21 protein-coding genes are annotated in these 21,628 nt (G+C 73.5%); 7 read left to right on the top strand and 14 right to left on the bottom strand.

Translation table 11 applies throughout. The annotated features are described in order from the left end of the window. Positions 1 to 2 precede the first annotated feature (2 nt). The 8 genes from K4S16_RS42045 to K4S16_RS42010 all read right to left on the bottom strand — a co-directional run bounded on the left by K4S16_RS42045 (position 3) and on the right by K4S16_RS42010 (position 9,361). Positions 3 to 1,970: a SpoIIE family protein phosphatase gene (locus K4S16_RS42045; RefSeq protein WP_149264711.1), complete on the bottom strand. Its 1,968-nt coding sequence runs from the start codon at positions 1,968 to 1,970 to the stop codon at positions 3 to 5. A 94-nt stretch (positions 1,971 to 2,064) separates the two neighbouring features. Further along, complete coding sequence (locus tag K4S16_RS42040) at positions 2,065 to 2,838, bottom strand: SDR family oxidoreductase (RefSeq protein WP_149264710.1); 774 nt, start codon at positions 2,836 to 2,838, stop codon at positions 2,065 to 2,067. A gap of 42 nt (positions 2,839 to 2,880) precedes the next feature. After that, the gene (locus K4S16_RS42035) at positions 2,881 to 3,741 is read right to left on the bottom strand and encodes a spermidine synthase (RefSeq protein ID WP_149264709.1); all 861 of its coding nucleotides are present in this window, start codon (positions 3,739 to 3,741) and stop codon (positions 2,881 to 2,883) included. A 39-nt stretch (positions 3,742 to 3,780) separates the two neighbouring features. Further along, the gene (locus K4S16_RS42030; RefSeq protein ID WP_149264708.1) at positions 3,781 to 4,809 is read right to left on the bottom strand and encodes an ABC transporter ATP-binding protein; all 1,029 of its coding nucleotides are present in this window, start codon (positions 4,807 to 4,809) and stop codon (positions 3,781 to 3,783) included. Further along, the gene (locus K4S16_RS42025) at positions 4,793 to 5,827 is read right to left on the bottom strand and encodes an ABC transporter ATP-binding protein (RefSeq protein ID WP_149264707.1); all 1,035 of its coding nucleotides are present in this window, start codon (positions 5,825 to 5,827) and stop codon (positions 4,793 to 4,795) included. The genes K4S16_RS42030 and K4S16_RS42025 overlap by 17 nt, the downstream gene beginning before the upstream one ends. An 8-nt stretch (positions 5,828 to 5,835) precedes the next feature. After that, positions 5,836 to 6,798 (bottom strand): ABC transporter permease, encoded by a 963-nt coding sequence (locus tag K4S16_RS42020; protein WP_149264706.1) that lies wholly within the window; start codon positions 6,796 to 6,798, stop codon positions 5,836 to 5,838. Between the two features lie 7 nt (positions 6,799 to 6,805). Then, on the bottom strand, positions 6,806 to 7,732 hold the full coding sequence (locus K4S16_RS42015; protein ID WP_149264705.1) for an ABC transporter permease: 927 nt from the start codon (positions 7,730 to 7,732) through the stop codon (positions 6,806 to 6,808). A gap of 6 nt (positions 7,733 to 7,738) precedes the next feature. Beyond that, entirely contained in the window at positions 7,739 to 9,361 is a 1,623-nt protein-coding gene (locus K4S16_RS42010; RefSeq protein ID WP_160161228.1) for an ABC transporter substrate-binding protein, read from the bottom strand. A 255-nt stretch (positions 9,362 to 9,616) separates the two neighbouring features. Here K4S16_RS42010 and K4S16_RS42005 point away from each other — a divergent pair, with 255 nt between their 5' ends. Continuing rightward, positions 9,617 to 10,930 carry a M20/M25/M40 family metallo-hydrolase gene (locus K4S16_RS42005; RefSeq protein ID WP_149264785.1) on the top strand — a complete coding sequence of 438 codons (1,314 nt, stop codon included), beginning with the start codon at positions 9,617 to 9,619 and terminating at the stop codon, positions 10,928 to 10,930. Positions 10,931 to 10,986: 56 nt separating this feature from the next. Here K4S16_RS42005 and K4S16_RS42000 read toward each other — a convergent pair whose 3' ends face one another. The 3 genes from K4S16_RS42000 to K4S16_RS41990 all read right to left on the bottom strand — a co-directional run bounded on the left by K4S16_RS42000 (position 10,987) and on the right by K4S16_RS41990 (position 13,551). Further along, a complete protein-coding gene (locus tag K4S16_RS42000) occupies positions 10,987 to 11,763 on the bottom strand; it encodes an ABC transporter permease (RefSeq protein WP_149264703.1) in 777 nt (258 codons plus the stop codon). Continuing rightward, complete coding sequence (locus K4S16_RS41995; protein WP_149264702.1) at positions 11,760 to 12,755, bottom strand: ATP-binding cassette domain-containing protein; 996 nt, start codon at positions 12,753 to 12,755, stop codon at positions 11,760 to 11,762. Before K4S16_RS41995 ends, K4S16_RS42000 begins: the two co-directional genes overlap by 4 nt. Before the next feature lie 151 nt (positions 12,756 to 12,906). After that, on the bottom strand, positions 12,907 to 13,551 hold the full coding sequence (locus tag K4S16_RS41990; RefSeq protein WP_149264701.1) for a PadR family transcriptional regulator: 645 nt from the start codon (positions 13,549 to 13,551) through the stop codon (positions 12,907 to 12,909). A gap of 102 nt (positions 13,552 to 13,653) precedes the next feature. On the opposite strand from K4S16_RS41990, the gene K4S16_RS41985 reads away from it, so the two are divergent. The 4 genes from K4S16_RS41985 to K4S16_RS41970 all read left to right on the top strand — a co-directional run bounded on the left by K4S16_RS41985 (position 13,654) and on the right by K4S16_RS41970 (position 17,241). Continuing rightward, entirely contained in the window at positions 13,654 to 14,562 is a 909-nt protein-coding gene (locus K4S16_RS41985) for a hypothetical protein (protein ID WP_149264700.1), read from the top strand. A 90-nt stretch (positions 14,563 to 14,652) separates the two neighbouring features. After that, positions 14,653 to 15,690, top strand: a complete 1,038-nt coding sequence (locus K4S16_RS41980) for an MBL fold metallo-hydrolase (protein WP_149264699.1) — start codon at positions 14,653 to 14,655, stop codon at positions 15,688 to 15,690. 105 nt (positions 15,691 to 15,795) lie between these two features. Beyond that, positions 15,796 to 16,542 (top strand): DUF899 domain-containing protein, encoded by a 747-nt coding sequence (locus tag K4S16_RS41975; RefSeq protein ID WP_149264698.1) that lies wholly within the window; start codon positions 15,796 to 15,798, stop codon positions 16,540 to 16,542. 60 nt (positions 16,543 to 16,602) lie between these two features. Continuing rightward, a complete protein-coding gene (locus K4S16_RS41970) occupies positions 16,603 to 17,241 on the top strand; it encodes a pyridoxamine 5'-phosphate oxidase family protein (protein ID WP_149264697.1) in 639 nt (212 codons plus the stop codon). Between the two features lie 102 nt (positions 17,242 to 17,343). Here K4S16_RS41970 and K4S16_RS41965 read toward each other — a convergent pair whose 3' ends face one another. Beyond that, on the bottom strand, positions 17,344 to 17,532 hold the full coding sequence (locus K4S16_RS41965; protein WP_149264696.1) for a DUF5302 domain-containing protein: 189 nt from the start codon (positions 17,530 to 17,532) through the stop codon (positions 17,344 to 17,346). A 142-nt stretch (positions 17,533 to 17,674) separates the two neighbouring features. Here K4S16_RS41965 and K4S16_RS41960 point away from each other — a divergent pair, with 142 nt between their 5' ends. Continuing rightward, positions 17,675 to 19,081, top strand: coding sequence for a cytochrome P450 (locus K4S16_RS41960; RefSeq protein WP_149264695.1), 1,407 nt, complete (start codon positions 17,675 to 17,677; stop codon positions 19,079 to 19,081). A gap of 15 nt (positions 19,082 to 19,096) precedes the next feature. On the opposite strand, the gene K4S16_RS41955 is transcribed toward K4S16_RS41960, so the two are convergent. Continuing rightward, complete coding sequence (locus tag K4S16_RS41955) at positions 19,097 to 19,456, bottom strand: hypothetical protein (RefSeq protein ID WP_149264694.1); 360 nt, start codon at positions 19,454 to 19,456, stop codon at positions 19,097 to 19,099. A gap of 99 nt (positions 19,457 to 19,555) precedes the next feature. On the opposite strand from K4S16_RS41955, the gene K4S16_RS41950 reads away from it, so the two are divergent. Beyond that, entirely contained in the window at positions 19,556 to 19,963 is a 408-nt protein-coding gene (locus K4S16_RS41950) for a DUF2795 domain-containing protein (protein ID WP_149264693.1), read from the top strand. A 79-nt stretch (positions 19,964 to 20,042) separates the two neighbouring features. Here the strand turns inward: K4S16_RS41950 and K4S16_RS41945 are convergent, their stop codons facing one another. Then, complete coding sequence (locus K4S16_RS41945) at positions 20,043 to 21,611, bottom strand: FAD-dependent monooxygenase (protein ID WP_149264692.1); 1,569 nt, start codon at positions 21,609 to 21,611, stop codon at positions 20,043 to 20,045. Between the last annotated feature and the right edge of the window lie 17 nt (positions 21,612 to 21,628).

Here is a 21,628-nt window from a genome sequence, read left to right as displayed (position 1 = left end):
CCTCACGGGAGCGGCTGCTCGCACCAGACGACCTTGCCGCCCTTGGTGCGGCGGACGCCCCAGCGCTGCGCCAGCCGCCCCACCACCTGGAGGCCCCGGCCCGACTCGCTCGTGTCGTCCTCGTCCTCCTGGTAGCGGACCCGGGGGCGGCCGTCGGAGGAGTCGAACACCTCGCAGACCAGCCCGCCCTCCCGCACGAGCCGCAGCCCGATGCGGCCCCCGGCATGCCGGACGGCGTTGGTGACCAGCTCCGACGCCAGCAGGGTGGTGGTGTAGGCCATGTCCTCCAGGTCCCAGCGGGCGAGCCGGTCGCGGATGAGGCCGCGGGCCCGGCGGACGGCGGCGGGCTCGGCGGGCAGCTCCCAGGAGGCGTGCCGGTCGGCGGGGATCCGCGCCAGCCGCGCGACGAGCATCGCGATGTCGTCGCGGTGCTGATCGTCGTAGACGCCGTCGAGGGCGGCCTGGCACAGGTCCTCCAGGGGGCGGTCGGCCGCGCCCGGCCCGAAGGTGGCGCGCAGCCTGGCCAGGCCGTCGTCGATGTCGCGGGCCCGGTTCTCCACCAGGCCGTCGGTGTAGAGGAACAGCAGCGTCCCGTCCTCGACGGTGAACTCGCGGCTGACGATCGGGCCCTCGCCGCCGACGCCGAGCGGCGGCGCGGGCGGCACCGGCAGGTACTCCGAGGCCGTGCCGGGCGGGGCCAGCAGCGGCGGCAGGTGCCCGGCGCTGGCGACCTCGCACCGGCCGCTCACCGCGTCGTAGACGACGTAGGCGCAGGTGGCGAAGTGGGGCTCGCGCTCGCCGAGCGTCCGCATCAGGGAGTCGAGCCGCTCCAGCGCCTCGGCGGGCGGCAGCTCCAGCCCGGCGAGGGTGTGGATGGCGGTGCGGAGCCGCCCCATGGTGACGGCGGCCTTCACGCCGTGCCCGGCCACGTCCCCGACGACCAGCGCGACCCGCGCGCCCGGCAGCGCGATCGACTCGTACCAGTCGCCGCCGACCTCGATGAGCCGGCTGCCCGGCAGGTACCGGTGGTGCACCTCCACCGGCGACGGCGCCGACAGCCCGGTCGGCAGGAGGCTGCGCTGCAGGGTCAGCGCGGTCGCCCGCTCCCGGGAGTACTGCCGGGCGCTCTCGATGAAGATGGCCGCCCGGGCGGCGAACTCCATCCCGATCTCGATGTCGTAGGCGTCGAACGGGCGGTGCGCGACGTTGCGGGTGCAGACGAAGAAGCCGAGGACGCCCACCGGCGAGATGATCGGCAGCAGCAGCATCGACGCGCCCTTGAGCAGCTCGGCGACCGGCGGCCGCCGCCACGAGGAGGCGAGCCACGTCGCCCCCTCGCCGCCGAGCGAGCGCAGCACCGGCTCGCCGGACTCCAGGCACAGCGCGTGCGGGGTCCCTCGGGGGTAGCCGAGGGACTCCCCGGTCGGGAACGTCGCGTCCCAGGCCGGGTCCTCGTCGTCGAACCCGATCGCCATCCGGCGCAGCTGGGGGCCGTCGGGGCCCTCCGGCCCCTCGTCGGCGTCGATGTGGGTCTCCAGCAGCAGCAGCGCGCCGGAATTGCAGAAGTGCGGGACGAGCACGTCCATCAGCCCGCGCGCGAGCATTTCCAGGTCGAGCGTGGAGCCGATCCGCGGGAGCGCGTCGTCCAGCAGCGCGCGGCGGATGACGGCCGGGTCGACGAACCGGTCCGCCAGCGGCACCGGCACCTTCACGACGGCGAGCGCGGCGATCCCGGGCGCGCCGCCGCTCATCGGGTGGACGGTCACGACGGCGTCGAGCGTGCCGCCGACCGGAGTCTCCACGGCGAGCATGGCGGTGCGCTCCCGCCCGGCCTTCAGCGCCTCCAGCAGCGGCGTGTGCGCGCCGGGGATCACCTCGTCCAGCAGGGCGCCCAGCAGGCCGTTCTCATTCGGGCTCAGAACCGCAGCGGCATTGCGGTCGAACTGGAGAATTCTCCCCGACGAATCCATGCCGAGAATGAGAATTCGGGTGGACGACTCCATCGCTCGATTATGGGACATCGAGCGGCCCGATGAGACCGATACGGGACGGGGAATCCGTCCCTTACCGATGCGTATGGGTCTCATCCAGGAACTGACGCCACGTCCGCTTCCCGACCGCGCGGTCCGGCGTCAGGTGGTGCCCCGCCCGGAACCCGCGCGCGGCGCGCCCGGGGAGCGGGAGCGGCACCCGGACGGGGCGCCGCAGCCCCCGCGCCCTCAGGTAGTCCCGCATCATCTCCTCGGCCGTGAGCACCTCCGGGCCGCCCATGTCGTCGACCCGCCGCGCGGGCCCGGCGCCCAGGGCCAGTTCGGCGAGCCGCGCCGCGACCTCGCCGGCGTCGACCGGCTGGTCCCGCAGCCCTCCCGGCAGCAGCACCAGGCCGGGGATCTTGGTGAGCGCGTTGAAGACCGTGTCGGGCAGGGTGTGGAACTGGGTGGCGCGCAGGATCGTGTACGGCAGGCCGGACTCCTCGATCATCCGCTCCACCGCGTACTTGATCTGGTAATAGCGGTAAGGGATCTTGTCGACGCCGACGATCGAGATATAGACCAGGTGCGGCGCGCCCTGCCCGCGCGCGGCCTCGATCAGCCTCCGCGCGGCGGTGAGGTCCCGCTTGTAGTGGAACGGGTCGCTGGCGCAGTGCACGATCGTCTCGGCGCCGGCGAGGGCGTCCCGGAGGCCCTCACCGGTCACGAGGTCGCCCTTGTGCCACGTCACCCCGGCCTCCGGCTCCCGGGCGCGGCGGCTGAGCGCGTGCACGTCCGCGCCGGCCTCGGCCAGCAGGCGGGTGACGGGCCGGCCGAGCGTGCCGCTCGCCCCGGTCACGAGGATCATGGTCGCCTCCTTGGGCGGGTCGTGGGATGCGGCGGAGCGGCGTCAGGACCTGCCGAACACCTGCGGCGGCGGGACGGGCGCGACGATCTCCTCGCCGTCGTGCAGCGGCGCGGCGCCGGCGCAGAACGCGGCCAGGTCGCCGCCCTCCAGCAGCCGGGCGCGCACGACGCCGCCCGCGGCGCGGCGCGTCAGCTCGGCCACGGGGAGCGGCTCCCGCGACGCGGCCACGATCAGGTTCCCGAAGCGGCGGCCCCGCAGCACGCCGGGGTCGCCCATCAGCAGCGCGTGCCGGAACACCGAGCGGACCGTCGCGGTCACCCGGCGGGCGAACGGCAGCCGGAACCCGTCGGCGACGTTGGCCAGGTAGACGCCGCCGGGCCGCAGCACCCGCGCGGCGTCCAGGACGAACTCGCGGGTCGCGAGGTCCGGCGGCATCGAGGCCCCGGCGAACGCGTCCATCACGACCAGGTCGTCGGCCTCGTCCGCGAGCGCGGCGATCCCCGAGCGCCCGTCGGTGATCCGGATCCGCAGGCCTGGGACGTTCTTGACCGGCAGCCGCTCCCGGACGACCTGCACCAGTTCGGCGTCCGGCTCCAGCACGATCTGCCGCGAGCCCGGCCGGGTCGCGGCGATGTAGCGGGGCAGCGTGCACCCGGCGCCGCCGATGTGCACCGCGTCGAACGCCTCCCCTTCCAGGCCGAGCGAGTCGACCACGTCGCCCATCAGCCGCATGTACTCGAAGTCGAGGTAGGTGGGGTCGGACAGGTCCACGTACGACTGGGGGACGCCGTCGACGAGCAGCATCCAGCCGCCGTCGCGGTCGGCGTCGCGCAGGAGCTCGGCCTCCCCGCCGGCGATCTCGTAGGTTCGCGGCCGGGATCCGTGCCTGCCCTTGCGTGCCATGGCCTCCACCCTACGGACCGCCGCCCGCGCGGCCCGCGATCAGGTCTGTTCCGTCAGGTCCGTCAGGACGGTCTCCGCCGCGAAGTGGCAGGCGCTGGGATGGGCGGAGCCCTCCCGCTGCTCCAGCGCGGGCACCTCCTCCGCGCAGATGTCCTGAGCCTTCCAGCAGCGGGTGCGGAACCGGCAGCCGGACGGCGGGTCCAGCGGCGACGGCGGCTCCCCTTCCAGCCGGATCTGCTCGGCCCAGCCGGGCGCGTCCGGGTCGGGCACCGGGACGGCCGACAGCAGCGCCTGCGTGTACGGGTGGGTGGGGTGCTCGTAGATCTGGGCCTCGTCGCCCGTCTCGACCACCTTGCCCAGGTACATGACGGCGATCCGGTCGGAGATGTGGCGGACGGCCGCCAGGTCGTGCGCGATGAACACGTACGCCAGGCCGAGTTCGCGCTGCAGCTCGGCGAGCAGGTTCATCACCTGCGCCTGGACGGACACGTCCAGCGCCGAGACGGGCTCGTCGCACACGATGACGTCGGGGCGCAGCGCCAGCGCGCGGGCGATGCCGACGCGCTGGCGCTGCCCGCCGGAGAACTGGTGCGGGTAGCGGCTGACGTGGGCGGGGTCGAGGCCGACGAGCTCCAGCAGCTCCTGGACGCGCCGGCGCCGCTCGCCCTTCGGCGCGACCTCGGGGTGGACGGCGAACGGCTCGCCCACGATGTCGCCGACCGTCATCCGCGGGTTGAGCGACGAGTAGGGGTCCTGCATCACCATCTGGACGCGGCGGCGCAGCGCCCGCAGCTCCGGCTTGGGCATCGCGAAGATGTCGCGGCCGTCGAAGCGGACCGTCCCGGCGGTGGGGCGCTCGGCCGCGAGCAGGAGCTTGGCCAGCGTCGACTTCCCGCACCCGGACTCGCCGACGATCCCGAGGGTCTCGCCGCGGCGCAGCTCCAGATCCACCCCGTCCACGGCCTTGACCTGCCCGACGGCGCGCTTGACCACGACGCCCCGGGTCACGGGGTAGTGCTTGACGAGGCCCTCCACCTCCAGGATCGGGCCCTCACTCGGCTCCGGCACGGTGCACCTCCTCGGCGAAGTGGCAGGCGGCCTCGTGCCCCGGGGCGACGGTGACGAGCGGCGGCCGCTCCGCCGCGCACAGCGCCTCGGCGCGCGGGCAGCGCGGCTGGAAGGGGCAGCCCGGCGGAAGCGCGGCCGGGTTCGGCGGCGACCCCTTGATCGGGACGAGCGGGCCGCCGCGCCGGTCGAGCCGCGGCACCGAGGCGAGCAGGCCCCGGGTGTAGGGGTGGGCGGGCCGCGCGTACAGCTCCCGGGCGGGCGCCTGCTCGGCGACCGACCCCGCGTACATCACGACGATCCGGTCGGCGACGCCGGCCACCACGCCGAGGTCGTGCGTGATCAGCACCATGCCCATGCGCAGCTCGTCCTGCAGCCCGGCCAGCAGCCGCATGATCTGCGCCTGCACGGTCACGTCGAGCGCGGTGGTCGGCTCGTCGGCGATCAGCACGTCCGGCTCCAGCGCCAGCGCCATCGCGATCATGATGCGCTGGCGCATGCCGCCGGAGAACTGGTGCGGGTAGTCGCCGAGCCGGCTCCGGGCGGAGGGGATCCGCACCCGCTCCATCAGCTCGACGGCCTTCGCGGTGGCCTCCTTGCGGCCGAGGCCCCGGTGCACCCGGAACATCTCGCGGAGCTGGTCGCCGACCGTGAAGACCGGGTTCAGCGCGGTCAGCGCGTCCTGGAAGATCATCGAGATGCGGTCGCCGCGGTACGCGCGGCGCCGCCGCTCGGGCAGGCCGAGCAGCTCCTCGCCGCGCAACCGGACCGACCCGCGCTCGACGCGCGCGGGCGGGACGTCCAGGATGCCCATCACGGCCTGCGCCGCGACGCTCTTCCCCGAGCCCGACTCGCCCAGGATCGCGAGCGTCTCGCCCTCGGCGAGGGTGTAGGACAGCCCGTTCACCGCGTGCACGTCCTGGTCCCGCACACGGAACCGCACGTGCAGGTCCTCGACGCGCAGGAGCGGCGCCTCCGGTTCCGGGGCGGGGACCGGGTCGTCCTTCAGGTCCGTGGTCATGTCTCGGCTCACCGCAGCTTCGGGTCGAGGGCGTCGCGGACGGCGTCGCCGAGCAGCAGGAAGCTCAGCACCGTGGCCGACAGGAACACCGCGGGGAAGATCAGCAGATGCGGATGGTCGACGAAGGCGTCCTTCGCCTGGTTGAGCTGGAGGCCCCAGGAGACCTCCGGGTACTGGAGGCCGACGCCGAGGAAGTCCAGCGTCGCCTCGCCCACGATCACGTGGCCGACGTTGAGGGTGGCCACCACGATCACCGGGGCGATCGCGTTCGGCAGGATGTGCCGGACCATGATCCGCCGGTCGGACGCGCCGAGCAGCCGCGCCGCCTGCACGTAGTCGGCGTCGCGGACGGAGATGACCTGCCCCCGCATGATGCGGATCATCGTCGTCCAGCCGAGCAGGACCAGCACCAGCGTCATCGCCCACACCCCGTGCGAGGGGAAGGCGACCAGGATCACGGTGGCGCCGAGCACGAACGGCAGCCCGAAGAAGATGTCGGTCAGCCGGGCGATCAGCGCATCGACCAGGCCGCCGTAGTATCCGGCGAGCAGCCCGAACAGCAGGGCGATCAGCAGCGCGAACACGGTGACGGCGACGCCGATCAGCAGCGTCGGGCGGGCGCCGTGCACGACGTGCGCGTAGTAGTCGCAGCCCGCGAGGTCGGTGCCGAACCAGTGGTCGCCGGACGGCCCGAGCTTGGCGTCGTTCGGGTCGCAGCCCTCGTTGACCGCGGTGGCGGTGAACAGCCGCGGCACCGCGGCCATGAGCGTCACGAGCGCGAGGACCGCCACCGAGCCCCAGAAGATCCAGCGGCGCCGCAGCTCGTGCCACGCGTCGTCCCACAGCGACGCCCGGCCGATCTCCCCGCCGGCGACGGCGACCGCGGCGGCGCTCGTCCCCGGGGCGCCGGCGCCGGCCGGCGCCTCCGGCTCGGCGCCCGGCGGCCCGGCGTCCGGCTGCTTGATGGTCATGCGCTCCTCACTCGTACCTGATCCGCGGGTCGAGCACCCCGTACAGCAGGTCCACGACCAGGTTGACCAGCAGGAAGATCAGCACCAGCAGGGTGACCGCGCCGACCACGACGGGCCCCTCCTTCAGCTGGATCGACTCGAAGACCTGCCCCCCGATGCCCGGCAGGTTGAAGATGCCCTCGGTCACGACCGCGCCGGCCATCATGTTCCCGAAGTCGACGCCGAGATAGGTCACCACCGGGATCAGCGAGTTGCGCAGGGCGTGCCGGCCGACCACCCGCGCCCGCGAGAGCCCCTTGGCGTTCGCGGTGCGCACGTAGTCGGCCCGCAGGTTCTCCGACAGGCTCGTCCTGGTCAGCCGCGCCACGTACGACAGGCCGAGCGAGCCGAGCACCATCCCGGGCAGCAGGTAGCTCATCGGCCAGCCGTCGTCCGTCCCGGCCGTGGGGAAGATCTGCCAGTGCAGCCCGAACAGGAGCTGCGCCGCGTAGCCGAGCACGAACACCGGCACCGCGATGACCAGCGTGGTCCCGCTGAGGACGAGGGTGTCGGCGAGCTTGCCGCGGCGCAGGCCCGCCCAGACGCCGAGCAGGATCCCGAGGACCAGCTCGAAGATCCAGGCGGTGACGGCGAGCTGCGCCGTCACCGCCCAGCGCCCGCTGAGCATCTCCGAGACGCTCTCGCCGGTGTAGTTCTCGCCGAGGTCGCCCTGGAGGAGGCCCCACATGTACTTGGCGTACTGCACCAGCAGGGGGTCGTTCAGGTTGTAGCGGTCGCGGAGGGTCGCCAGGACGTTCTCCGGGACCGGCTTGTCCCCGGCGAGCGCCTGGATCGGATCGCCCGGCAGTGCGAACACCATCGCGTAGATGAGCAGCGTGGTGCCGATGAAGACGGGGACCGCCTGCAGGAGCCGCCGGAGGACGTAGCGCCACATCGCCGGCTACTTCACCGTCACTTCGGTGGCGATCAGGCCCGTGGAGAACGGGGTGATCGTGACGTTGTCGACCCTCTTGGAACGGCCGCCCTCGCCCGCCCACGTCCACAGCGGGATCATCGGCATCTCGCGGATGGCGATGTCCTCTGCCTGGTTGTAGAGCGCGAACGCCTGCTGCTGGTCCGGCGTCTTGTTGGCCTTGGAGATGAGGTCGTCGAACTCCGTGTTCTTCCAGCCCATGCGGTTGCCCGCCGAGCCCCACATGTTCTCCAGGTAGTTCTGCGGGCTCGGGTAGTCGGCCTCCCAGTTCTGCCGGTACGGCCCCTTCTCCTTGCGGTCGCTCAGCAGCGAGAAGTAGTCGGAGGCGGGGACCTGCCGGAACTGGATGTCCTTGATGCCGAGGTTGTCGCGCAGCGAGTTGGCGACGATCCGCATCCACTGGGCGTAGGTCGGCTGCGCGTTGGAGAAGTACAACTCCAGCGTCCCGGAGAATCCGCCGGCCTTGTCGAACAACTGCTTGGCCTTGGCGGGGTCGTAGGTGCACAGCTCACCGCAGGCGTTCGCGCGGTGGCCCGGGATGATGGACGGGACCAGCGAGTCGGCGGGGAAGTAGCCGCCGTTGAAGACGGCCTTGTTGATGCCCTGCCGGTCGATCGCCATCGAGATGGCCTTGCGCAGGTCGGGATTGGCGAACCGCTTGTCGAACACGGGAATGCCGAGGTAGTCGGTCGTGCTCATCTTCCGGGTGAGGAACCGGTCGCCCAGGAGCCGCTTGGCCTCGGGGACCTTGGCGGACGGAATGGTCTGGAGCACGTCGATCCGGCCCGCCCGCAGGTCGGTGTAGGCGGTGTCCGCGCTGGAGTAGCTCTTCCAGGTCACGCCCTTGTTCTTCGGCTTGCGCGCCCCGGTGTAACCGGGGAAGGCGACGAGCTTGATGGGCCCGTTGCGCTTCCAGTTCCCGTCCATCATGTACGGGCCGTTGCCGATCGGGTGGTCGTCGAAGGCCTTGGTGTCCTTGAGCCCGGCCTTCGGCATCGGCGCGTACGCCGGGTAGGTCAGCAGCAGCGGGAACTGGCTGAACGGGTCGTTCAGCGTGACCTTGAGCGTGTTCTGGTCGACGACCTCGACCCCGGAGAGCTTGTCGGCCTTGGGCTTGGCGTTCTCGTCCTCGGGGTTCATGTCCTCGTACCCCTTGATGTACGAGAAGTAGTCGTTGGCGCCCATCGCGTTCGGCCCGTACGCGGCGTTGTTCCACGCGTCGGCGAAGCTCTGGGCCGTCACCGGCTCCCCGTTGTGGAACTTCTGCCCCGGCCTGACCTTGATCGTCCAGACCTTCTGGTCGTCCGAGGTGACCGACTCGGCAGCCAGCGGGACGGCCTTGCCGTCCTTGGTCAGGTCCATCAGGTTGTCGAACATCTCGGTGATCACGTCGAAGGCGTAGCTGCCGGTCGTGTTGGCGGGCAGCAGGTGGTCCGGCTCGGAATGGCCCACGGTGAACGTTCCGTCGCCGGCCTCGGCGTCGTCGCTCCCGCCGCAGGCCGAAAGGCCGAGTGAGGCGGCCAGCGCCACCGCGGCGAGGCCCGCGACATTCAGGCGGAGACCTCTTCCGGCACCCCTCAGGATGGTCATGCTCCTCCTCGGCCGTCTTTCTTCCGGCGGGCGCTTGGCCGCCCGCCGCACCTGGATTGTTCGCAGCGTCGTACTCACTTTGACGGTTTGGGTACGGCGCTGACGGATCCGAAACCGGATCGAGACGTTCTTGATCATTAGTTGACACTGGTCAGCGACGGACCAAAATGAAGCTTCGTTGCAAAAGGGGACAATGGGGGTGTGGTGCACTTCGATCAGGCGGGCGCGACGGCGGGCGGCACGGTGGACGGCACGGTGGGCGGGACCGGCGCCGATCCGGCGGGCGCCGAGGCGGCGGCGATCTGCGCGGACCTGATCAGGTTCGCCACCGTGAACCGGGGCGAGGGGGTGGCCGAGCCGGAGCGCCCCGCCGCCGAGCACGTCGCCGCCCTGCTGGACGAGGTGGGCGTCGAGGCGACGATCGTCGAGTCGGCGCCGGGCCGCGCGAGCACGCTCGCCCGGATCCCCGGCACCGACCCGTCCCATCCGGGGTTCCTGATCCACGGGCACCTGGACGTGGTCCCCGCCGATCCGGCGGACTGGAGCGTTCCGCCGTTCTCCGGCGAGGTGCGGGACGGGTGCGTTTGGGGGCGCGGCGCCGTCGACATGAAGGGCAGCCTCGCGATGACGCTCGCGACCGTGCGGGCGCGGCTGCGGGAGGGGCGGCGCACGCGCGGCGACCTGGTCCTGGCCTTCCTGGCCGACGAGGAGTGCACCGGCGAGTACGGGTCCCGGTACGTGGCGCGCGAGCACCGCGGGTTCTTCGAGGGCTGCACGGAGGCGATCAGCGAGTCCGGCGGGTTCAGCGTGGACGCCGGCGGGACGCGGATCTACCCCGTCGCGACCGGCGAGCGCGGCACGACCTGGATGAGGCTGACGGCGCGCGGCACGGCCGGGCACGGCTCGAAGCCGGCCCCCGACAACGCGGTGGCCGAGATCGCGCACGCGGTGTCCCGGCTGGCCTCCCACGAGTGGCCGGTCCGCCTGACGCCGGGTGTCCGGGCGCTGCTGGACGGGCTGGCGGACGCCCTCGGCACCTCCATCGACCACGACCGCCTCGACGAGGAGGCGGACCGGCTCGGCCGCGCCGGGCACCTGTTCGCCGGGACGATCCGCAACTCGGCCAACCCGACCCGGCTCGACGCCGGCTACAAGGTCAACGTCGTCCCCGGGGTGGCGACCGCGCAGGTCGACGGCCGGTACCTGCCCGGCACGGGCGAGGAGTTCCTCGCCACGATCGACCGGCTGCTCGGCCCGAAGGTGACCCGCGAGTTCATCAACCACGAGGAGGCCCCGGCCGCCGACCCGGCGGGCCCGACGTTCGCCGCGCTCGCGGACGCGCTGCGCGCCGAGGACCCGCTCGCGCGCCCCGTCCCGTACGTGATGGCCGGGGGGACCGACGCGAAGTCGTTCCACCGCATCGGGATCACGAGCTTCGGCTTCGCGCCGCTGCTGCTCGGCCCGGAGCTCGACTACTTCGGGATGTTCCACGGCGTGGACGAGCGGGTCCCGCTGGACGGCCTCGCCTTCGGGACCCGCGTGCTGGACCGGTTCCTCGACACCCGGTAGGACCGGCGGGGTCCCGGTGCGTCGCGCCGCCCGATCCCCCGCCGGTCCTTCCCCGGTCACTGCGACTTCTGATAGCTCCGCAACGAGTGGACGGCGAGCCCGACCGCGGCCGCCGTCAGGACGAGCAGCCACCCGCCGTGCGTCCCGACGGTCCCCCAGTCGGGATCGTCGGCGAGCGCGCCGCGCGCCGCGTCCAGCGCCCAGCTCACCGGGTTGCCGGCCGCTACGTGCCGCATCCAGCCCGGCATCAGCCCCTTCGCCATGAACGCCGACGACAGGAACGTCAGCGGCAGCAGCAGCATCACGTTCAGGCCGATGATGGTGTTGCGGTCGCGCACGAGCAGGGCGAGGGTGTTGGACAGCGCGGCGAGGACGACGCCGATCAGCACCGACGCGGCGACCAGCACCGCCAGGCCCGTGAGGCCGCCCGGGTAGTGCGCGCCCGCGACCCCTCCCAGCGCGATGATCACGATGGACTGGAACGCCGTGCTGAGGGCCTGCTCGACGACGCCGGCGTTCGCGATCGCGCCGCGCCGCACCGGCGTGACGAGGAACCGGTTGAGGGTCCCGCGCTCGATCTCGTCCATGGTCGCCATCCCGGCGAAGGAGTTCAGCGACACCGCGTTCATGACCACCACGCCGGGCACGATGTAGTCCAGGTAGGACTGCGTGCCGAAGCCGGGCAGCTCGACCACCCTCCTGAACAGCTGGCCGAACAGGAACAGCCAGATCATCGGCTGCACCAGCGTCATGACGACGACGGCCGGGTTGCGCACCAGCGCGGTCAGCCGCCGGTGGGTCATCCACCAGGTCCCGGTCACGAGGGCGGTCATCGGGCACCTCCGGCGGCGGCGGTCTCGGCCTGGCCGGCTCCGTCGGCGTGCGCGAACCTGCGGCCGGCGTAGCGCAGGTACACGTCGTCCAGCGAGGGCCGCGCGACGGTCGCCGCCGCGGCCGGGACGCCCGCCTGGTCGAGCGCGGCGAGGACGGCGGGGACCGCCGCCGCGCCGTCGTCGGCGCGGGCGCTGAGGCGCGGCCCGTCCACGACGACCTCGCGCACGCCGGGGAGGCGGTCCAGCGCCTCCCGCACCCGCGGCTCGGGCGGCGCCTCCCGCCACTCCACGTGGACGGCGTCGCCGCGCAGCTCGCCCTTGAGCGCGTCGGGGGTGCCCTCGACCACGACGCGGCCCCGGTCGACGATCGCCAGCCGCCGCGCGAGCCGGTCGGCCTCCTCCAGGTAGTGGGTGGTCAGCAGGATCGCGAGCGCGTCGTCGCCCGCCAGCCGCGCGATCTCCGCCCACATCGACGCGCGCGCCTCCGGGTCGAGGCCGGTGGTGGGCTCGTCCAGGAACAGCACCTGCGGCCGGTGGACGAGGCCGAGCGCGACGTCGAGCCGCCGCCGCATCCCGCCGGAGTAGGTCTTCGCCGGCCTGCCCGCCGCGTCCTCCAGCCCGAACCTGGCGAGCAGCTCGGCCGCGCGCCGCCGCGCCTGCGCCCCGCCCATCCCGTAGAGGCGGCCTTGCAGGACGAGGTTGTCGCGGCCGCTGGCCTCGGGGTCGGCGCCCGACCGCTGCGACACCACGCCGATGACGCGCCGGACCCGGTCGGGCCGCCGCAGCACGTCGTGCCCGGCCACGGCCGCGGCGCCCGCGTCCGGCCGGACCAGCGTGGTGAGGATCTTGACGGTGGTGGACTTGCCCGCCCCGTTGGGGCCGAGCAGCCCGAGGATCTCGCCCCGCCCGACCGTGACCGACAGGCCGTCCAGGGCCCGGACGTCGCCGGGGTAGTTCTTCACGAGGCCCTCGGCCTCGATGGCATGCGCCATGTTCTCCTCCGTGGAAGGAAACGTGCCGCACGAAGGGCCCCGGATAGGCTGGTGTCGCGTCACGCCGCCAGGGCCCGCTCCGCGCGGGTTCTCGGTGGTGGGTCCCGGCCCGGCGGCGGTGTTGCAGCACCGCCGCCGGGCCTCTCGCTCGCTAGTCCTTCGGGGCTCCCCTCTCCGCCAGCTCGGCGAGTTCGGGCGGCATCTCGCCCGTCTCGTGGAAGGCCCGCCACAGGTCGAGGTCCGGCAGCGTGCCGTCCTCGATCTCGGCGAGGAAGCCGCGCACCCACTCGGCCTCGGCGCGCCGCATCGCGAGGTCGTACTCGGCCTCGATCAGGAAGAGGCGGGGGACCTCCTTCGCGGCCTCCAGGACGGCCCGGTCCTCGGCGATCTCCCGTTCCATCGCGTCGAGGCGGCGGCGCAGCAGGGCCGCCGCCTCGTCCGGGCCGAGCGCGCCGAGGACCGACAGCCCCGCCTCGAAGCGCGGCCGCTCCCGCTCGGGCACCCCGATGAGTTCCCGGACCCAGTCGGCCAGCTCGTCCCGCCCCGCGTCGGTGATGCGGTAGACGGTGCGCTCGGGCCGGGATCCGTGCCGGGAACTGCCCTCGACGGCCAGAAACCCGTGCTTCTCCAGGTTGCCGACGACGGTGTAGAGCGACCCCCACTTGATGTCCATGTCGCGGTCCTTGCCGCGGGCGCGCATCAGCGAGGCCATCTCGTACGGGTGCATCGGCTTGGCGGAGACGGTCGACAGCACGGCGAGCCCCAGAAGGTTGCCCACCTTGCGCCGCTTGGCCATCTCGCCCTCCTCGTAGACGAATACTCGTCGCCGAGTATGGCACCCGGAACCGGGCCCGTCCACCCCCGATGCACGCGGATCCGGTGCGGGTAGAGATCGGATGTGGACTTCTCCAGTGCGGCCGACGAGTTGTACGGCGTCCTGCCCGCCGACTTCGTGGAGGCCCGCACCCGCCTGGCCCGGGAGGCGAAGGCGGAAGGCGACGCCGCGCTCGCGAAGCGGATAGGGGCGCTGCGCCGCCCCACCCTCTCGGCGTGGGCGGTGAACCTCCTGGCGCGCTCGGACACCGGCGACCTCGCCGACCTGCTGGAGGTCGGCGAGGAGATGCGGGCCGCCTGGGGCTCCGGCCGCGGCCTCGGGGATCTGGAGCGCCGCCGGGCCGGCCTCGTCGGGTCGCTGGTGCGTACGGCGGGCGAGCTCGCCGCGGACGCGGGCAGCGCGCTGCGGGAGCAGGCGGTCCGCGAGGTGGAGGACACCCTCCAGGCCGCCACGGTGGACGCCGGCATCGCCGAGGAGGTCAGGGAAGGGCGGCTGTCGCAGCCCCGCAGCCACTCCGGCTTCGTCCCGGCCGGTTTCGCGACGCCCCCGGACCAGGAAGAGCGCGCGAAGCCGAAGCCGAAAGAGAAGCCCGCCAAGGCGAAGCCGTCGCCGGAGAGGAAGCCGGAGAGGAAGAAGGAGGGGGAACCGGCGAAGTCGAACGTGGCGCGCACGAGCGCGGTCCGCGCCAAGCGCGCGGAGACGCTGCGCAAACGCGCCGAGCAGGCCGAGGACAAGCTGGCCGACCGGGAGGAGCAGGCGGAGGCCGCCAGGAGCGAGGCGCAGGAGGCCTCCGCCAAGGTCGGGCACCTCCGGCGCGAACTGGAACGGGCGATCGCCGAGCGGGACGCCGCCTCCCGCAGGGCGGAGCGCGCCGAGCAGAACCGCGCCCGCGCGGAGGAGGCCGCCCGCGAGGCCCGCAGGGCCGCAACCGAGGCCCGCCGCGCCGCCGCCCGCGACCCGCACCCCCGGTAGTCCCGGCCCGGTGCGGGGCTGGGATAAACGGGATGGCGGGGATGAAGTAGGTTCGTTCCGAACGTGATTCGACAATCAAGGGGGCGCGCGGTGACGGCACCGGTCGTGGAGCAGCCGACTGACTGGACCGAGCCGGGCGCCCACCCGGTCGCGCCGGGCGTGCACCGGATCCCCCTGGCGCTGCCGATCCCGTCGCTGCACGCGGTCAACGTGTACGTCATCGAGGACGACGAAGGCCTCGTGGTCGTGGACTCGGGCTGGGCCATGCCCGACACGCGGACCTCGCTCGAAGGCGCGCTCGCCGCCCTCGGGCACCGGCTGGACGACGTGGCGCAGTTCCTCGTCACCCACGCCCACTGGGACCACTACTCGCAGGCCCTGGCGCTGCGCGAGTCGTTCGGGACGCGGGTGCGGATCGGCCGGGGCGAGCGGCCGTCGATCGAGGCGTTCGACGTCCACCTGGGGCTGCACCCCCGGCAGGTCGAACTGCTGCGCCGGTGCGGCGCGGACGCGCTGGCCGACGAGATCGCGGGCCGGCCGGTGGACCGTTCCGAGCGGGACGTCCCGCACACGATGCCGGACGCGTGGCTGGACGACGGGGAGCGCATCGCCCTGGCGGACCGGGGCCTGGACGTGTTCGCCACGCCGGGCCACACGCGCGGCCACATCGTCCTGCGGGACGCGGCCGCCGGGCTGCTGTTCTCGGGGGACCACATCCTGCCGCACATCACCCCGTCGATCGGGCTGGAGACCGAGCCGGAGCCCAAGCCGTTGCGCAGCTACCTGGAGTCGCTGCGGCTGGTGCGCGAAATGCCGGACACCGTGCTGCTGCCCGCGCACGGTCCCGTACGGCCGAGCGTGCACATCCGGATCGACGAGTTGCTGGAGCACCACGCCGAGCGGCTCGACGTCGCCGCCGAACAGGTCCGCGCCGGGCACGGCACCGCCTTCGAGGTCGCGGCCGCGATGCGGTGGACGCGCCGCAGGCGCAGCCTCGACGATCTGGACGCGTTCAGCCGGATGCTGGCCGTCCTGGAGATCGAGGCGCATCTGGACGTCCTCGCCGACCGGGGCGTGCTGGACTCCCACGAGGAGGGCGGCGTCCGCCGCTACGCCGTGCGGCGCTGACCGCCCCCGCGCGATCGGGTCCGCGCGATCGGGTCCGGCGCGGGCGATGAGTTCCGGCGCGCCGCCGAGTCTGCATGGGAAACCGTGCAGATCGGAGGACTGAGCATGGCGCTCCCAGACGTCGCCTCCCGCGAAGAGTGGCTGGCGGCCCGCAAGGCACTGCTCGTCAAGGAGAAGGAACTCACCCGCGCCCGCGACGCGCTGAACAGCGCCCGGCGGCGGCTGCCCATGGTGCGGGTCGACAAGGACTACGTCTTCGAGGGGCCGGACGGCAAGGCGTCCCTGCTCGACCTGTTCGAAGGGCGCCGCCAGCTCATCGTGAACCACGCGATGTGGGCCCCGGAGTGGGACCGCGCCTGCCGGAGCTGCTCGTCGGGTCTCGCGGAGATCTCGGTCGGGCTCCTGCGCCACCTGCACGACCGCGGCACGACCTACGCGGCGGTGTCGCGGGCGCCGCAGTCGAAGATCGGGCCGTTCCGGGCGGAGATGGGCTGGGTGTTCCCCTGGTACTCCTCGTTCGGCAGCGACTTCAACTACGACTACCACGTCACCCTGGACGGGTCGGTGGCGCCGGAGGAGTACAACTACCGGCCGGTGCCGCCGGAGGGCGACCGGCCGATGGACCTGCCCGGCGCGAGCTGCTTCCTGCGGGACGGCGACACCGTCTACCACACGTACTCGACGTACGCGCGGGGCGTGGAGCAGGTCGGCGGCTCGTACTACTTCCTCGACGTGACCGCGCTCGGCCGCCAGGAGGAGTGGGAGGAGCCGAAGGGCCGCGGCACGGGCGGCATGCAGGCGGGCGCCAGGCTCCCCTATCCGGACGAGTACGACGACGACTACTCCCACTGAGAGACGCAGGAACCGGCCTGGTTACGCTGACCTCCTGATCTCCCCGCGGAAGGAGCGGCGATGACGGTCGCCCCCGAGTTCACTGCGATCACCTCGGCCGCCGAGCTGCGCGAGCTCCTCGGCGCGCCGATGCAGCGCGCGATCGACAAGGAGCGCGTCACGCTGCACGCCTGGGATCGCGAGTGGCTCGCCCGGTCCCCGTTCTGCCTGATCGCCACCAGCGACGCCGCCGGCGACTGCGACGTCTCGCCCAAGGGCGACCCGCCCGGCTTCGTGCGCGTGCTCGACGACACGACGATCGCCATCCCGGACCGCCCCGGCAACCGCCGCGTGGACGGGTTCATGAACGTGCTGGACAACCCGCACGTCGGCCTGGTCTTCCTCGTGCCGGGCCGCGGCGAGACGCTGCGGATCAACGGCCGGGCCACGCTCGTCCGGGACGCGCCGTTCTTCGACGAGATGGTCGTCAAGGGCCACCGGCCGGCCCTCGCGCTCGTCGTGGAGATCGAGCAGATCTTCTTCCACTGCGCGAAGGCGCTCATGCGCTCCAAGCTGTGGAAGCCCGAGTCCTGGGAGCCGGAGGCGCTGCCGCCGCACGCCCGGATCGTCAAGGACGTCCAGTACACCGAGGAGAGCGTCGAGGAGCTCCGGGAGTACTACCGCGAGGCGAACTACAGCAAGAAGCTCTACCAGGGCTGACAGGCCCGGCGGCCGGGAGCGCGGTCCTCGCGGGGCCCGGGCTCGGAGAACGGAACGGCCCCCGCGCCGAGGCGCGGGGGCCGGCGGGCCGGGTCCGCCCGGTCAGCCGCTCTTGCGGCGGAACTGCCGCTGGTGGTCGGCGCGCTCGTGGGTGCCGCGCACCTTCGAGCCGCTCCGGCCGCCGCCGTTGGCGTTCTTGCTCTCCGCGCCGCGCTTGCGCTCCAGGGCCTCCCGGAACCGGCGCTTCACCTCGTCCTCGCCGTCTTCGGGCGCTCCCGCCGAGTCGGTCATGCGGACCTCCAGCTCATGTATGGGCACCCCTAGCGTCACATACCCCGCGATGGCCGCGAGCTCGTGCACGCCGAAAGATCGCCGTGGGAGATTCCAGCATAAACCGGCCAGGAGCGAACGTTCTCTCCTAGGGTCTGTGCACGTGGAGCCCCAGACGCCGCAGGCCGAGCCCGCCCCCGCCCATCCGCCGCTGGAGGCGCTCGCCGTCCAGCCGCTGCTGAACCGCGACTACGAGTCCCGCCCCGCGGCGTTCTACGAGCGGCTGCGGGCGGAGTACGGCCCGGTCGCTCCGGTGGACGTCCTCGGGGTCCCGGCCTGGCTCGTCATCGGCTACACCCAGACGCTCGACATCCTGCGCGACACCCGCGGGAACTGGAGCCGGCGGGTCGGCAACTGGCGCGCGTACCGGGAGGGCGCGGTCCCGGCGGACTGGCCGATGCTGCCCGTCGTCGAGTCGGACAACTGCGGGTTCCGCGACGGCGCCGAGTCCACCCGGCTGCGCGGCGCCTGGAGCGAGGGGCTGCGGCCGTTCCAGGACCGCGGCAGGCCGGAGGCGAAGGCGCTGGAGGAGGCCGTCCGGCGCTACGCCGACGAGCTGCTCACGGTGCTGGCGGAGAGCGGCGGCAGGACCGGGTGGGCCGACCTGTCGGCGCAGTACGCGCGGCCGCTGCCGCTGATGGTGATCGGGCGGCTGCTCGGCTCGGGCGCCGACGGCGGCGACGAGCTGATCATCGACCTGTGGCGGGTGATGGACGCGGGCCCGGACGCCCAGGAGGCGTCCGCCCGGCTGATCGCGCGGGTCGCGGACCTGTGCGCGGCGCGGGCGGCGGACCCCGGCGACGACCTGCCGTCCTACATGCTGGCCGCCGTGCCGGACCTGACGGCCGAGGAGCTCACCGGCGAGATGGCGATGATGACCGGCCTCGTCGGCGACGTGACCGGGACGCTGATCTGCAACACCATCGCCGAGGTGCTCATAGGGGAGACCGGCGCCCGCGACAGCCTGTCGGCCGGGATGCTCCAGGAGGCGATCAACCGGGCCGCGGCCGCCAACCCGCCGATGGCGAACCTGGCGTTCCGGTGGGCCAAGGCCGACGTGCGCCTCGGCCGGTTCCAGATCGCGGCCGGCGACCCGGTCATGGTCTCGCCCGCCGCCGCCCACCTGGACCCGGCGTTCGCGGCGGGCGGCGGACCGGACTCGATCTACAGCTCGCGCGCCCACCTGGCGTGGAGCGCCGGCCCGCACGCCTGCCTCGGCCGCGACCTCGCCACCACCATCACCGCGATCGCGGTGGAGCGGCTGTTCGACCGGTTCTCCGAACTGCGGCTCGCGCTGCCCGCCGACCAGCTCCCGTGGCGCTCGTCCCCGCTGATGCGCGGCCTGCGGTCGCTGCCGGTCACCTACGAGCTGGCCGGGGACCCGCCGGAGCCGCGGTCCTCCCCCGCCGCCGAGGCCGAGGAGGCGACGGATCAGGAGGAACCGAGCGAGGGCGGGCAGAACTCGCTGGTGCGGCGCGTCCTGCGGATGATGCGGCTCGGGCAGTCCTGACCGGAGGCCGGGGCGTCACAGCGCGCCGGCGTCCTCGATCCCGTCCAGCTCCACGGTCCACACGCCGTCCATGACCTCGGACAGGGTGAGGCTCAGCACCGGCCCGGAAGGCCCGTCCTGCGCCGTCCACAGCCGGAAGGCGACGTGGAAGGCGCGCTCCGCGCCCGAGACCTGCTCGACCCCGGTCGTCTCCAGGTCGGCGAAGGCGCCGTCGGGCGGGCTGATCAGGTCGCGCCCGGACGCGGCCACCGCGGCGGCCGTCTCCGCCGCGCTCAGCCGGCGCCCCTCGGTGAGGGTCTCGAGCTCCTCGTACTCGCCGCGGACCAGCAGCCCGACCACGACCCGGACCGCGTTCACGCCCTCTTCCGGCAGCATGCGCCACACCGTACCGCGCGCCCGCCATGTGATCGCCCGCATGTTTGGCAGAGCCCGCCCGGGAACGCTCAGTCCGGTAGGCGCGCAAGGAGGACGAAGATGCCAGACAAGAGCGACAAGCACGGCGCGAAGCTGGACGATGAGATGGGCCGCGAGACGCAGGGCATGGTCAGCGGCCACCACCCCACGCACGCCGAGGAGTTCAAGGAGACCGAGCCGTTCTCCAACGACTACCCCGCGGACCCGACGGCGCCCGCCGCCGGGGACCGGGAGGGCTCCCCGCCCGGGATGAGCGCGCAGGACGTGGAGGGCCGCAGCGCCCTCGCCCGGATGCTCAGCGGCGTCCGCTATCCGGCCCGCCCGAACGAGCTGGTCCGCCACGCCGCCGAGGGCGGTGCGCCGGACCGGGCGGTCGACCAGCTCCGGACGCTGCCGAAACGCGAGTACGAGAACGTCGCCGACGTGGCCGAGGAACTCGGCTACGGCCGCGAGGAGCGGCGCTACTGACCGGAGCCGCACCGGGGAAGCAGCGGGGTCCGGCCGCCGTGGGCGGCCGGACCCCGCTGCTTCTGTCGGAGGCGCCTCGTCAGCGGCCGGTCCCCTTCCCCGTCCCGTCCTCGCCCGGAACAACGGTCTGGCTGGGCCGCGGCTCGTGGGCGGGCCGGTCGGCGGGTCGCCCGCACCACTGGCTCAGCGCGTCCCGGATCGCCGCCGCGCGCCGGTCCGGCGCCGTCTCGTCGGTCGCCCAGGCGATGTAGCCGTCCGGACGCACCAGCGCGGTCGTGCGGGTGGCGCCGCCGGCGGGCGCGCAGTGCACGCGGCCGGCCCACCGCTTGGCCGCCAGATAGGTGACCGCGGGGTCGTTGGCCGCGACCACCAGCACGAACCGTCCGTCGGCCAGCAGTTCGTAGAGCCTGCCGGGGTCGCCCGCCAGCGGCACGTCAGGGGCCCGCCGCCCGGTCAGGGGATGCGACCCGCGCGGCGCCGGGTAGGCGAGGTCGATACCGGAGACGGCGCCCGCGATCCGCCGCGCGACGGGCGGCACGTGGGTCGCCGCGTACGCCGCCGCGGCGCGGGCCGCCCGCAGCGAGCGCGGCTCGGCGAGGGCGAACCGCAGCAGCGCGCCGCTCCTGCGCAGGACGAGCCTGCCGACGGGATGCCGCTCCTCGTGGTAGCTGTCGAGCAGCCATGACGGCGCCCAGCCGCGCAGCTCGGCGGCCAGTTTCCAGCCGAGGTTCGCCGCGTCCTGCATCCCGGTGTTCATGCCCTGCCCCCCCGCCGGCGAGTGGACGTGCGCGGCGTCCCCTGCGAGGAAGGCCCGGCCCACCCGGTAGCGCGGGACCTGCCGCTCGTCGCTGTGGAACCGGGACGTCCAGCGCGGTTCCCCCATGCCGAGGTCGGTGCCGAGGGCGCGGCGGGCCACCTCGCGCAGCTCGTCCATGTCGACGGGCTCGGAGTCGGGCGCCTGGCGGCGGCGGTTCCACGCGATCACCCGGTACCAGCCGTCCCCGAACGGGGCGAGGAACGCGAACGCGTCGCCGACGGCGCCCACGCTGAGCACGTCGGCGGGCGCCCTGTCCAGCCGGACGTCGGCCAGCATCACCGACCGCACCGCCGCGCGGCCGGGGAACGGCAGCCCGAGCGCCTCCCGTACGGTGCTGCGGACCCCGTCCGCGCCGACGACGTAGGACGCGCGGAGCGTGCGCGTCCCGCCGCCGGCGTCCCGCACGTCGACGTCCACGCCCGCCGCGTCCTGGCGGAGCCCGACGGCCTCGGCGCCGTGCACGATCTGCGCGCCGGCGGACAGCGCCCGCTCCCTCAGGACGCGTTCGGTCTCGTACTGCGGGGTGACCAGGACGTACGGGAACCGCCCCGGCAGCCGCGAGAGGTCGAGGGCGGTGGAGCCGAGCAGCCGCAGCCTGCCGACGCGCGTCCCGGTCGCGACCAGCTCCTCGGCGACGCCGCGCGCGTCCAGCATCTCCAGGGTGCGGGCGTGCACGGCGAACGCCCGCGTCAGGTTGGTCGTCTCCTCGGGACGGCGCTCCAGTACCGTGCAGCCGATCCCGGCCGCGGCGAGGTCGCCCGCCAGGAGGAGGCCGGTCGGGCCGGCCCCCACGATCAGCACGTTCCCGGTCGGCCTGTCGGTGGGCGGCATCGCGCTCCCCTCTCGCT

The sequence above is a fragment of the Actinomadura sp. K4S16 genome, from assembly GCF_008327685.1.
Lineage (GTDB): Bacteria > Actinomycetota > Actinomycetes > Streptosporangiales > Streptosporangiaceae > Spirillospora.
This window is presented reverse-complemented; position numbering and strand designations above follow the sequence as displayed.